This window comes from Paenibacillus sp. NRS-1760, assembly GCF_050467785.1.
Lineage (GTDB): Bacteria > Bacillota > Bacilli > Paenibacillales > Paenibacillaceae > Pristimantibacillus.
The window spans coordinates 38,940-53,952 of record NZ_JBITPK010000030.1 but is presented as its reverse complement, the minus strand read 5'-3'; the positions used below and the strand labels follow the sequence as shown (position 1 = coordinate 53,952).

The following is a 15,013-nucleotide window of genomic DNA, read 5'->3' as shown; positions in this document are numbered from 1 at the left end:
AGAACTTCTTCTAAGTGAAAGGGTATATGGGGAGCCAGTAATTCATGAAGTTAAGAATACTAAAATAGAAGTAACAGAACAACTTGATGTCTGGACAAAAGCATTGGACAAAATACAAAGCGAAATTTCAATTCCAAGCTTCAATACATGGTTTAAGAGTACGAAGGCAGAGCACGTGGAAAGTACATATTTAATTTACAGTCCGAACAACTTTACTACGGAATGGTTATACCAAAGATACTCCAATTTCATTATGCAAATTCTCGAAGAAATTACTGGTGAATCCGACTTTAAAATCGAGTTTCGATCAATGGATAATTCTTCGACTAATTTTGAATCAAGTCTAATTCCAGGTAGAGCGAGTTTATGGTTAAGCTAACGGGAAACGATTGTTCAATACACTACGTTAGCTGGTCTAATGCTCAGCTGCCGTTTCTAATTGAAATAACGAGCAGGAATATAAAGAAATGGAAACGAGTACATAATTCAGCATCCAAAATAGGTTGATTAGCGTGATTTCAACAACCGAGGATTTTTGTAAGCATCATAAAACTAAAAGGAGTAGCTGTTACTATGAAAGATTTACATAATTTTGTTTCAGATTACACGAAAGATAAGAAACAATTACATCTTGCGATCGGGATTATTAGAGAGGGCGGTATTGAATACTTTTCGTTCAGTAATAATCAAAAGAGAAGTACGATTCCTCCTGAGCATATGTTGTTTGAAATCGGCTCCATAACCAAAGTTTTCACATCCATTCTCTTATTAGAAATGGAACGGGAAAAACTGCTTTCCTCGGATGACATGGTTGGTAAGTTTGTGCCAAACGTTAAAAACGATTATTTGAATAAGATTACCTTGAAAAGCCTTGCTACTCATACCTCTGGTTTACCTAGATTGGCAACAAACCACAATCTGGCTAAAAAAAGATCGAATCCTTATTCAATGTATACCGAGCAAGATTTAACTGCTTTTCTATCTAATGCTGACTACACGGATAGTATTGGTTCATTTGGATATTCCAATATCGGTGTGGGCTTACTGGGGAATATTCTATGCAAGGTGTCAGGAAGCAAGTATGACGAACTGTTGAAAAAATACATAACGAGCCCATTAAAGATGAATGAGACAGCCGTTACACTTGATTCAGAACAGAATAGAAGGTTTTTGAATGGACATGCTTCAACTGGGAAGAGAGTCCCTCACTGGGATCTTTCTATACATGAAGGAGCTGGGGGGATTAAGTCATCGGTTAACGATTTAAGTTTATTTGTCCAAGCCAATCTAAATGATGATAATCCAATAGCCTCTACACTGCAAAAAAGTCATATCCCTATATGGATCGGAAATTCAAACCGTTATTTTGGCTGGGGTGAGGATAAACTTCTAGATAAAGGTATCCTCTGGCATAACGGGGGTTCAGCTGGTTTTAACAGTTATCTAGCTTTCAACAAGGAACTCCGTGTAGGAATTGTATTGCTATCCAATTATTCTTTTTTCTCGAATTCTCTTATGGATTATTATGTTGCTCAATTAATAAAATGGATTACTAAAAAAGAGCCTTCTCAAGGAACTATGATAGACGTTACAGGGTTAAAAATATTTGAAGCCATCCTAAGTAGTGAAAAGTCATGAACTAACGGAGAACGTTAGTTGAAATAGCCGCGGCAGTCTAAGACTTTATTTATCTGGTCTTGGTTCGCCGCTGCTTTTGTTATGGGGTTAGTCTAAAACTTATTTTTTAAAAGCTGACGATCCTTCAATTCAAAAATTGCGTTAATTCAATGACTCCAGTCTAATACTTTATTTTCACCGAACATTAATTAGATTCGTTAAAACGCAAGAAGCGTAGTTTTCTATGGAATAAGCTCAATACAGTTCGTTAGAGAATAAACCAACCCCTAATGTCTTACACGAAATCGTTTATTATGCGCGAATCTATCACAATAGTGACCATATAAATCAAAAAAAGAGAATTCCACCCCTTATTAACATAAAAATCCCCTTTCTTTCATAGGTGCAATCCAACTACTATAGGTATGAGTTCGAATGGTAAAAAGTATCATTTTTTTGATATTAGTATCAAATTAGTAAGGATGACCACGCTCTTTGATATCAAAATAAGCTAAACCTTTACAGCATTTTCCCACACCTCTTTCATTGCGCAGCTCTTTTCTAGTAAATGATTTCATTGCTAATCTACATGCTTGTCAGTCTCCCCAACAAGTTAACCCACATGTTATTTTAACTCGAATATTCAACCCGTATAAGCTTATACCTTCAACCAAAACTACTTAGTCGAATGCATTCAGAAGTTATTAACAAACTATTGTTAACGCTTTCATGTTAATGGAGCGATTTCTTCGTCTTTTTTATTTTAAAATTTGTAATAAATACAAATAAAAGTAACTTTAAGGTTGTGTTAAAGCACTATTATTTATCGGTATGTTAACCAAATTCACTATTCTATGAGGAGTGTGTTATTTATGTTTAGAGAAATTCACAAATCCAAAATTCACCGTGCGGTCGTTACGGAAGCAAATTTGAATTATGTAGGCAGCATCACGATTGATCAAGATATTTTAGACGCATCCAATATTTTAGAGAACGAGAAAGTACAAGTTGTAAATATCAATAACGGCGCACGGTTGGAGACGTATGCGATCACTGGCCCAAGAGGCTCAGGCATGGTTTGTCTAAATGGAGCGGCTGCGCGAATGGTTCAGCCAGGAGATCTCGTTATTATTATCTCCTACGCTATGATGGAAGATCATGAAGCGAGGGTGTACAAGCCCGATGTGGTCATTATGGATGAGAATAATCGGATTGTGACGGACAAGTATCAAGAGCTGCACTCTACAACGGTATAATGCCACAGACAAAAAGTAGGGGGAGCTATATGAATATCATTCGAAATCTCTCAGAGGTACTCATTGCAAGCGGAACGAGCGGTGCGGGCATTACGTTCTGCGAGGCGGGTAAGGATCGATTCGTGTCGTATGGGCAACTACGCAAGGCAGCGGGAGCAGTACTAGGTCAGCTGCAGGAAAGAGGGCTTGGCAAAGGGCAGCATGTTGTGCTGCAGACCGAAGATAATGAACGATTTCTTGTTATGTTTTGGGCCTGCCTATTGGGCGGAATGATCCCCGTTCCACTTACAGCGGGACGAACTGACGAAGGAAGGAAGAAGCTTCTTCAAGTAAGCAGCCAACTTGGAAATCCGTATTTGCTGTGCGAGCCAGAAATATGGGAATCTGTTGCAGCTTATTGTCTCAAGAATGAAGAGCATGCCGCAGGACAGCTATTACAAAAAAGCATGCTGCCGATCAAGAATGTTTTGGATGAAGCAGCTGCTATAGATCGCCAAGGAACAGTCTATGCGGCAAACGAGGATGATGTTGCATTTATCCAATTCACCTCTGGTTCTACAGGTGATCCTAAAGGTGTTGTTTTGACACATGGCAACTTACTTTCGAATATGCGGGCGATATTGGAGGGCGCTCAGTCGACCGAGGCTGATTCCTCTTTAAGCTGGCTCCCGCTTACGCATGATATGGGTTTGATTGGATTTCATCTAACTCCAATGCTTGGGCTTATGAATCAATGGCAGATGCCGACCTCGACATTCGTGCTTCATCCGATGAAGTGGATGGAGCTCACGCATCAGCATCGCATTACCTGTCTATCATCACCTAACTTTGGTTATGTTCACTTTCTACAGCATTTTAAACCTGAGAATGCCGCCGGATGGGACCTTAGCTCGGTAAGGCTTATCTTTAACGGAGCGGAACCAATATCCGCGAGCAATTGCCGTGAGTTTCTCGCACAGATGAAGCCTTATGGGCTTAGAGAACAATGTATATTTCCCGTCTATGGACTAGCGGAAGCAAGTTTGGCCGTTACATTTCCGCATGTGGAGGAGAGGTTGAATACCTTATATGTAAGCCGAAAAGGCTTGAATATCGGGGATGTTGTTCAGGATGCTCCAGCAGATGATCCCAATAAAATAGAAATCGTTGAGCTTGGGTTCCCTGTATCCGAATGCGAGCTTAAAATTTGCGACGAGTCTGGCCGGGAAACGCCAGATCGGTATGTTGGACTCCTCCATATTAAAGGGAGGAATGTCACCAAGGGTTATTTTAACCGCCCTGATGTGAACGCCGTCATTCTATCGACAGACGGATGGCTGAATACCGGTGATCTTGGATTTATGCAAGACGGCAGATTGTATGTGACTGGCCGCATGAAGGATATTATTTTCGTCAATGGACAGAACATATACCCGCATGATTTGGAAATGCTGGCAAGCGAAATTAAGGGAGCAGAAATAGGCAAAGTCGCTGTCAGTGCGATTCAGAATGAAGTAACAAAGCAGGATGAGATCGCCGTATTTATTCAATATCGAGGCAAGCTTAACGGTTTTGTGCCGCTGAGGCAAAGCGTGCAGCGATTGCTTAATCGAAAAACTGGACTCCAAGTGGAGCTCATTGTTCCAGTGAGGCGTATTCCGAAAACGACCTCTGGGAAAATTCAGCGTTACACTCTTGCTGAGAGTATGCAGAGCGGACAATTCTCTTCAGTCATTTCGGAATTGGAGTCGCTGGCAGCGATTATGGAAGAAACAGCTCCCGAGTCGGCTGCTGCAGCTCCTGAAACGGATGCCGAACAGCGCATATTGTCTATTTGGAAAAAAGTGCTGAAGACAGACCGCATTGGAATAGATGATCATTTTTTGGAGCATGGCGGTAATTCACTGCGCGCAGCTTATGTAGCTGCCCAGCTGCAGTCGGAGTTTGGCATAAATGTATCTCTGAGCGAGTTGTTTCAGCATCATACTGTTCGGTTACTGGCCGCTTATGTCGCTGAAGTGACTGCTGGGGACGATCAAAGAAATGATAGAAATGGCCAGTGCGAAGTAATCTCAAATGGAGGCACGAGGGATTGGTATCCCGCTACGTCTGCTCAGAAGAGATTATTTATTGTTGAGGAAATGAATTCAGGTCTCCTTCGTTATCATCTTCCGCAGCGCATAAGCATTGATGGGGAGCTTGACCTCAGTAAGTTTCAACAGGTGTGGGAGTCTTTGATCAACAGGCATTCTTCACTACGTACATCATTTGTTATGGACAATGATATCGTGGTCGGTCGCATTGCAGATTCAGTAAAGCTGCCCATTGTTTGTACAGACGGCCGCGGCTGGTCAGAGAGTGATATGCAGCACAAAATAAGTGCATTTCTGCAGCCCTATGAGCTGTCTAAGGCGCCGTTGTTCCGAATGGAGTTAATCACACTTGGTCATAACCGACATCTGATGTTATTTGATATGCATCATCTCATTACGGATGGCACGTCGATGGGGATATTAATCGGGCAATTTGTTGCGATGTATGAAGGGGCTGTGTTGCCTCCAATATCTTTTCAATACAGCGATATTGCTGATTGGGAGAAAAGGTTCAGGGCAGAAGATAGGCGCATGATAAGGCAGAGAGAGTATTGGCGGCAAATCTTCAAGGAGGGAGCGGGGGAGATCGACATCCCGGCAGATTATCGGCGTCCGCTCACTCCTAGCTACAAGGGAGCTATTGAAAAATTTGTACTCGATGCAACACTTACAGCTAAGCTGGAGCAATTAGCTTTCCAAACAGGCGGTACGTTGTATACCGTTTTAACTTCTGTTTACTTTATGCTGCTGAGCAAGTATACCGGAGCAGTTGATATGGTGATCGGTACTGCGTCGGCAGGGAGAACCAGGCCAGAGATGGAAGGTATCGTGGGCCTGTTCGTCAATATGGTGCCGCTGCGACTTCGGGCTGGCAAGGAGCTTTCGATCCTTCAATGCTTTGAAGAGATCAATAAACAAATATTGTTATCGCTAGACCATCAGGACGTCCCTTACGAAGAAATTGTAGAGCTGGCAGAGGCAAAACAAGAACATGGCCGTAATCCATTGTTCAGCACTGTATTTACGTTGCACAACATGGAAATTCCACAGTTTAATACAGCGAATGTCACGTTCAAGCCTGAGCCGATAGGGACAGGTACATCTAAATTTGATATGACCTGGGAATGTGTAGCTTCGGAGGAAGGCATTACAGTATCTATTGAATATTCCCTCGACTTGTACAGTCAGGAAACAGTAAGAGGATTTGCTCGACATTATAAAACATTGGCTCATGCAGCAGTACAATCCCCTGAGACGACTGTTGAGCTGCTTCCTATGTTAGACGAGGATGAATGCCAGCTTATTTTGGCAACTAGCGAGTCGAGTCGAGCACCTTACCCTAACGATACTTCGCTGTACCGGCTGTTTGAGAGGCAGGTGGCTCATACACCGCAGCTCCCGGCTATAGTTATGGATGAGGCGAGCCTCACTTACACAGAGCTGAATGAAATGGCAAATGCTCTGGCTAGATGGCTCATATATCGAGGAGTAGTTCCGCATTCACGTGTGGCGCTGCTTCTTCATCGATCCTTTAATATGCCAGTTGCGATACTTGCTGTGTTGAAGACCGGCTCCGCTTATGTGCCAATCGACCCGAGTTATCCTATCGACAGGATTGAGTTTATGCTTGGAGACGCTGATATTTCTACAATGATAGTAGATACCCAGACAAGCCATATAGGCGGCAAGCTTGCTCAAGCTGGGAATAGGCCAGTAGATAAGATTGACATGGATGCTATGAGGAACGAGTGGAGACAGGCAGAAGGACATAATTTGAACGTGGATGTAACAGGGGACGACGCAGCTTATGTGATGTACACCTCTGGTTCCACAGGACGGCCAAAAGGAATTTTAACTACGCACCGAAACGTCATTCGCATTGCTCGGGATACTGACTATATCCGAATCACGAATGAGGATGCGCTGCTGCAGTTATCGAATTATGCGTTTGACGGGTCGACGTTTGATTTTTATGGGGCACTTTTGAACGGCGCAAAGCTCGTCCTTGTGAATGAAAACGATTTGCTTGATATCCATCAGCTTATTTTATTGATGAAGAAACAAAGGGTTACTATATTTTTTGCGACTACAGCTTTGTTTAATGCATTCGTTGACTCTGGACTGAAGGACTTGCCTTCCCTTCGTCATCTATTGTTTGGCGGTGAACGCGCATCAGCCTCGCATATTAGAAGAGCTTATCAGACCGTCGGTTCAGGCGTGCTGCTTCATGTGTACGGTCCAACAGAGTCTACTGTTTTCGCTACTTGTTATCCGATTGACTCGCTAGAGCAGGACAATGCTGCAATTCCAATAGGCAAGCCTGTCGCACATTCAGAAGCACTTGTATTGGACGAAAATGGTGCCTTGCTCCCAGCACTTGTGCCTGGGGAGTTATGTATTGCCGGCGATGGTTTAACACAAGGTTACTTGAACCTGCCGGAGCTTACTGCAAATAAATTTGTTCCCCATCCTTTTAAGGAGGGAACCAAGCTTTACAGGACAGGGGATTTGGTTAGGCGGCTGCCTGACGGTAATCTAGAGTTTTTGGATCGGCTCGACACCCAGGTGAAGCTGCGTGGATTTCGCATAGAACTGGGGGAAATTGAGAGCAAACTACTAGAGTGTGAGGACGTTAGGGAAGCGGTAGTTATGCTGAAATACCGCAGCGGCGATCCGCAGCTTGTTGCTTACATCGTAGCGAATGGTGAACTCTTCATAGATCGGCTGCAAGCAGAGCTGGGAGCACAGCTGCCGCAATTTATGATTCCGGCAGTCTTCGTGCGGGTGGAGAAGCTCCCGCTCACTTCTAACGGCAAGATTAACAAAAACGCATTGCCTGAGCCTGACTTTTCCAAACTGAGCATCGGAATGGCAGCAGCCTATGTCCCCCCTGCAACCCAAACCGAAATTCAGCTTGCAGCCATTTGGGAAATGATTTTGAAGGTAGAGGCTGTAGGCGTTAATGATCACTTCCTCGCACATGGCGGTCACTCTTTGAAGGCTGCAGCGCTTGTAACGGAAATCTACAAGCAATATCATGTCCGAATGCCGATCAAGGAAGTTTTTCTACGTTCAACAGTTAGAGAGCAAGCAGAATGGATTGACAACGCAGATATAGAGGCATATGAACCCATAAAACCGATAAACATTTCTCAATCTTACCCGTTAAGTCCATCCCAGCAGCGTATTTTTCTCATTGAAGAAATTGCAAACGCGGGTATAGCCTATCATATCCCGCTAGCGCTGCGCTTAACTTGCCATGTTCAGCGAACGGATATGGAACGGGCCATAAAAGATCTTATTGCTCTGCATGAGCCGCTTCGTACATCATTTCAGTTTATTGACGGTGAGGCGCGTCAAATTATACATGAGCATGCTTCGTTCGAGCTTCAAGAGATAAGCGATACAACAATTGATTTGGAGCAACAGTTCTGCGAATTTGCTAAGCCGTTGCCGCTTTCACAAGCACCGCTCCTTGACGCACGGCTGCTCAGCAGCGCATGCGGAGAAACTTATTTGCTTCTAAATATCCATCATATTATTGCGGATGGCATTTCGGTGAGTCTGCTTATTGAAGAGCTAGTCAAACGACTAGACGGAAAGCGCTTGGAAGAGCCGCATATTCAGTACAAGGATTATGCGGTATGGAGAGCAGGCCAAGGGAATACGGAACGCATGCGCAAGAGCATCCGATATTGGGAGACTGAGTTAAGCGATCCACCTCCGAGCCTCGACATGCCGCTTGACTTCCCGCGTGGGGAACGGCAATTGCTTGAGGGGGAGACGCTTGGATTCCATGTATCTTCAGAGCTAACAATTCGGCTTCAATCTATATCCGATATGCTCAATATCAGCTTAAATAGTCTGTTGTTTGCTTCCTACGCTCTGCTTCTTCAAAAGTATACAAGTGGAAATGACTTGATTATTGGGGCGCTAGCGGCAGGAAGATTACATCCCGAAACGACTAATATGATTGGTATGTTCAATAATTTTCTTCCAATTCGCCTTAAAATAGGCGATGGCATGAAATTTGATCAATTTGCGAAGGTGTCACATGATCATATGCTTGCAGCACTCGAACATCAAGATGTGAGCTTTGACCAGATGCTTGAAGCTGCGCAAATGACGATGGATCCCTCACGGAACCCGCTGTTTGATACGATGATGATTTTGCACAACCAGATCGGAAATGATCTGGAAGTGAAGGGTCACACTGTAGGGGTACAGCCTATACGCGCAGGTAAAAACATGACATCTAAATTGGATTTTAAACTTGATCTTTATTCTCATGGTGACGGAGGCCTTCGAGCAGAGCTAGAGTTCAATACGCGATTATTTCATAAAGCAACGATGATGAGGCTGGCGGACCATTGGCTCAATGTACTGAAACAAGTGACGGATGAGCCAGGTATGAGATGCTCTTCCCTCAGCTTAATTATGGAGAAGGAAGCGCAAATGCTTCTTCAAGAATGGAATGATACAGCAAGGCCGTATCCTAGTGGCGAAACCATCCATGGCTGTTTTGAGGCACAGGTGCGCAAGACGCCTGATGCTCCAGCTATTCGATCGAACGAGGGCATGTTTACTTACCGTGAGCTTGATGAACGCGCAAATCGACTCGCTCTGCTGCTCCGTCAGAAAGGTGTTGGAGCTGACACAATCGTCCCGATTGTTGCAGAGCGCTCTTTTGAAATGATGGCAGCGATTTTAGGCATTCTAAAAGCCGGGGGCGCTTACTTGCCTATCGATCCGCATTTTCCAGAGGAGCGTATTGGGTACATTCTTGAAGATAGCGGAGCCAATATATTATGTTCCCAGCACAAATGGATGAACCAACTGCCGTTTAATGGTGAAATTATAGATATAGATGCTGTTGAAGACAAGGGTTCCCATGATGCTGAGAAATGGCTATGGGAGCCTGCAGTGAACGCGCATCATTTGGCATATGTCATCTATACATCAGGTTCTACTGGAAAACCAAAGGGAGTTATGATCGAGCATGCTGCGGTCATCAACCGTATACATTGGATGCAAGATCAATATCCACTTGACGCGCAAGATGTCATTCTTCAGAAGACACCCATAACATTTGATGTTTCGGTGTGGGAGCTGTTCTGGTGGAGTTTTGCAGGGGCATCTGTTTACTTGCTGGAACCGCGGGGGGAGCGGGAGCCGCAGGTCATGATGAAAGTCATCCGTGAGCAAGCGGTGACAGTTATGCATTTTGTCCCGTCCATGCTGGGTGTATATCTTCAGTATGCATCGGAAGTTAAGGCGGACAAGCCTTTCGGAGGTTTGCGTTACGTATTTGCAAGCGGAGAAGCGTTGAAGCCTGCACAGGTGGAAGGGTTCTACAGCCAGCATTCTGCAGGCAGCGAAAGTCCGCGACTCATAAATTTATACGGACCGACTGAAGCGACCGTGGATGTCAGCGCATATGATTGCGCGAACTATAAGCAAGGATCTGTTCCAATTGGCTCGCCGATTCAAAATATTCGGCTGTACGTTGTGGATGAGCAGCGGCGGCTGCAGCCGATTGGAATTCCGGGCGAGCTCTGCATCGCTGGAGTGGGACTCGCTAGAGGTTATTTGAACCGTCAAGAATTGACTGCGGAAAAATTTGTACCCGATCCTTTTTTTGCTGGGGAACGCATGTACTTGACCGGAGATCGCGCGCGCTGGCTTGCTGACGGTCATATCGAGTATTTGGGTCGATTCGATCATCAAGTGAAGATTAGAGGATTTCGAATGGAATGTGGAGAGATTGAGTATGCGCTGATGCAGCTGGAGGAGGTTTCCGATGCGCTCGTCATGACCGTGAAGGATCGGACGGGAGAGCCAGCCTTATGTGCATATGTGGTTTCTTCTTTTGAGCTCAATGAACGTGAGTTGAAGGAGAGGCTGAGGGGGAAGCTTCCGGAATATATGATTCCTTCCCTTTTTGCCTGCCTGCATACCTTTCCTCTAAATGCTAGCGGGAAGATAGACCGCAGTCGCCTTCCACAGCCGACGTTTGCTGATTCTATTGGCGGCGCCGATCCCCGCAGCGAGACGGAGCTCCGACTGGCAGAGCTATGGAAGAGCATACTTGGTGTTCACATCGTACGCACCGACGATCATTTTTTCCAGCTTGGCGGACATTCGCTGCGCGCAGCGCAGTTAACGGGTGCAGTGGAGCGGCAGTTAGAGGTCACATTTACACTAAAGGATGTGTTCGCTTACCCGGTCCTAGAAGAGATGGCAGCGTTCATTGATAGATCGACGAAAAGGACTGCAGCATCTATCACAAGGGCCGAGCAGAGGGATGTTTATCCATTGTCGCTTGCCCAGAACCGACTATTCGTTTTGCATCATATGAAGCCTTCCAGTACAGCCTACAATTTGCCGCTCGCACTCAGTATGCGTGGTGAACTGAACGTTGAGAGATTGCAAGAGGCGCTGCAGCGGCTCATTGATCGTCATGAGCCGCTCAGAACAAGCTTTGAATGGCGCGATGGTGCCCCCGTGCAGCGCATTCATGAGCGAGTAATGGTGCGAGCTGATGTAACAAAAACGGATCACGTGGATGGGTTGAGCAGCATGCAGAAATTCGTTCAGCCCTTCGATTTGAGCATTGCTCCGCTGCTGCGCGCTTCGCTTATTACGAATGGCGCGCAAGAGCATTTGCTGCTGCTTGATATGCATCATATCGTTTCTGACGGTATTTCAATGACAGTGCTGGCGCATGATTTCACCAAGCTTTATGAAGGCGGCACGTTGCTGCCGCTTGAAGTCCAGTACAAGGACGTAGCTGTATGGCAGCAGGGTTTTATGAAGAGCCGAGAGCGGGATAGGCAAGAGCAGTACTGGCGAGAGGAGCTGGCGGGAACGCTGCCGCTTCTGGATTTGCGAGTGGACAAGCCAAGGCCAGCCGAACAAAGCTTTAAGGGGAGCAAAATCATTCATGCGCTGCCTCTCTCGTTAATGTCCGAAGTAGAGTCATTGGCAGCAACGGCTGGCATGACTAGTTTTCCAATATGGCTTGCTTGTTTTCACGTGCTGATTCATAAGCTGACGAGGCAAGAGGATATTATCTCGGGTACACCGATTGGAGGAAGATCCCATCCAGAGACAGCCCCGCTTGTTGGGATGTTTGTCAATACCGTTGCTATCCGGAGCCAGCCATCGGGCGAGCACAGCTTTCTTCATTTTGCCCGACAGATCAAGGAGAAGGTGCTTGGTGCGATGCATAATGGGATGCTGCCATTCGAGCATTGTGTAACCGCACTTGATGTGAAGCGAGACCTGAGTCGAAATCCAATCTTTGACGTCATGTTCGTTATGCAAAATATGGATGTGCCGGCAATGAAAGCTGATGTGCTGCAATTAAAGACGCAGCCGCTGGAGCACGCTGTATCCAAGCTGGACCTGACGTTTGAGCTTGCAATGCATGAGGATGGTGCAGACCTTACAGTAGAATATGCAACGGATCTATTCGAACAACAAACAATCAACCGAATGATTAGCTACTATATTCGAATTGTGGAGCAAATTACGAAAGATACGCATATCTCTTTAAACCAGATAAGCTTGCTGACTTCGGATGAAGAAGCCATTCAACTTGTTCAATTTAATGAAACGGCTACCGCTTACCCAAGCCATATGACCGTTGAGTCTTACTTGGAAGCACAAGCTGAGTGGATACCGCATGCCACTGCCCTGATCTATGAGACGGGGAAAATGTCCTATAGTGAATTGAATGGGAAGGCTAATCGGCTGGCAAGAGCTCTGAGAAAGCACGGGGTGAAGCATGAGGATACTGTAGCCGTCATCATGGAGCGTTCTGTAGACATGATCATTGCGATTTACGGCATATTGAAGGCAGGAGCGGCGTATGTCCCGATCTCACCTGGGCTTCCTGAAGAGCGAGTTCGATATATGCTGGATGACTCGGGAGCAAGGATTGTTTTGACTCGGGGCTTAGACGGGCAGATCGGCAACATGTCGCTAGACTCTGAACGATTGAACATAGAGGAAGCGCTGCAGCATGAGCAAAATGATGGACCGTTAGAAAAAATCCATCGATCGCGCAGCTTAGCGTATGTGTTGTACACCTCAGGGTCAACAGGACAGCCGAAAGGGGTAATGATTGAGCACCATTCCGTAGTGAATCGCCTTACGTGGATGCAAAACAGATACATACTTGATATGCATGATGTGATTCTGCAAAAAACGCCATTCACGTTTGATGTGTCGGTATGGGAGTTGTTCTTATGGAGCTTCTCAGGCGCTAAGCTATGCTTGCTTGCACCAGGCGGAGAAAAGGACCCTGGGGCGATATATGATGCCATTAATAAGCATGCGGTGACTACGCTGCATTTTGTACCTTCTATGCTTCATCTGTTTTTGGATTACCCGGGCCTTGTTAATGATAGTAAAAAGCTTGAGAGCTTACGTTATGTTTTTGCCAGTGGAGAAGCGCTTACGGTCAATCAAGTAGAGAGATTCAGAGAGCGAATCGGAGAACCTAATGCTGCGAAGCTCATTAATCTGTATGGTCCAACGGAAGCGACGGTCGACGTGTCCTATTACGAGTGTATAGGAGAGCAAAGTTTAACGAGCGTGCCTATTGGCAAACCTATCGACAACATTTCCTTATATGTGGTCAATGATGTTATGCAGGTTCAACCGGTAGGCGTGGCGGGAGAGCTGTGTATTGCGGGAGCTGGCTTGGCGCGAGGGTATTGGAAACGTCCTCATTTGACCTCGGAAAAGTTTGTGATAAATCCATTCGCAGCTAACGAGCTCATGTATCGTACAGGCGATCTTGCGAGGTGGCTGCCTGATGGCAGCATCGAATTTCTGGGACGAATGGATCACCAGGTGAAAATTAGGGGGTACCGGATTGAATGCGGGGAGATCGAGCATGCGCTTACGGGTCATCCAGACGTAAGGGAAGCCGTTGTCATGAAGCGTGACGGGGCTGCGGCGGAAAGCGCTTTTCTATGCGCGTATGTCGTAACGAGTGATGCAGTCACTACTTCACAATTACGTTATCATTTGGCTAAAACATTACCCGATTATATGGTTCCGACTGTCTACGTGGAACTGGATCATATGCCGCTTTCTCCAAATGGCAAAGTAGATCGCAAGTCATTGCCAGCACCAGACGAGCGGTTGGATGCAGGGGTGCGTTATGTGGAGGCAGCAAGCGAAACGGAGAAAACCATTTCTATTGTGTGGGGAGAAGTGCTAGGCCGAACCGCTATTGGGGCGCATCATAATTTCTTTGATGTTGGGGGAGAGTCGCTGCTGCTTGTCCGTACCCACCAGCGATTGGAAGAGCTGTACCCAGGTTTACTCAAGGTGACGGATCTATTTAATTATCCGACAATTGCCGCGCTTGCGGAATATATTGATTCCCAAAGCAATCTTTCTCGCACTTGGCATTATGCTGGAATTGCTGCAGGCGAGGACTGCTTCAATAACACATACGCTGCGCAGCGGAATGGTTCGTACCAATTCACCCTTGAGGACGACTTAATTGAGGGACTGGCGGAAATGGCATATTCGCAGTCCGTGCCCATTACAACCGTTGCTCTAGCAATCTATCTGCTCTTCTGGAAGCAGCAGTCAGGCGCTAATGACTTGGTTATGCCAGTTGCAACATCAAGGGGACGGCTCACACCTTTAGAGCTTGACTTTAGTACGGTGCTGGAGTTTAGCGAACTAATCCGAGCAGCCGACTCTTTATTTGATGATACGAAAATTTCCTACGATTGGAATCAAGTGGAGAGAGAGCTTGGGAGCCATAATAGTTCCCGCATAACGCCTTTGTTTGTAGATCGCTCACGCACAGGCTTCATTCCCGAAAATCAACTCATGCACCTCTTCGATATCATTCTGACGTTAGACAGCGGTAGGGGAGCAACAGGTAAAGGGATGAGCGGCTTATGGGAATTTAATGCACGTCGATTAAAGAAAGAAAAGGTTAAGGCATGGGCTCAGGGCTATATTAAACTGCTCAGAATGGCCGTTCATCAATTTCAGCAGACTTCTAATGCTAGAGCTGGCGGCAAGCAGTAAGGA

At 45.8% G+C, this 15,013-nt stretch carries 4 protein-coding genes; all 4 read left to right on the top strand.

Translation table 11 applies throughout. The features are described from left to right. Nucleotides 1-379: DnaA N-terminal domain-containing protein (locus tag ACIFSR_RS34145; RefSeq protein WP_430063683.1), on the top strand; the 379-nt coding region annotated here is incomplete at its 5' end. A gap of 194 nt (nucleotides 380-573) precedes the next feature. Next, entirely contained in the window at nucleotides 574-1,638 is a 1,065-nt protein-coding gene (locus ACIFSR_RS34140; protein ID WP_430063681.1) for a serine hydrolase domain-containing protein, read from the top strand. Between the two features lie 851 nt (nucleotides 1,639-2,489). Continuing rightward, nucleotides 2,490-2,873: an aspartate 1-decarboxylase gene (gene panD / locus ACIFSR_RS34135; RefSeq protein ID WP_076270779.1), complete on the top strand. Its 384-nt coding sequence runs from the start codon at nucleotides 2,490-2,492 to the stop codon at nucleotides 2,871-2,873. 29 nt (nucleotides 2,874-2,902) lie between these two features. Next, on the top strand, nucleotides 2,903-15,010 hold the full coding sequence (locus ACIFSR_RS34130; protein WP_430063679.1) for an amino acid adenylation domain-containing protein: 12,108 nt from the start codon (nucleotides 2,903-2,905) through the stop codon (nucleotides 15,008-15,010). Nucleotides 15,011-15,013: the final 3 nt, after the last annotated feature.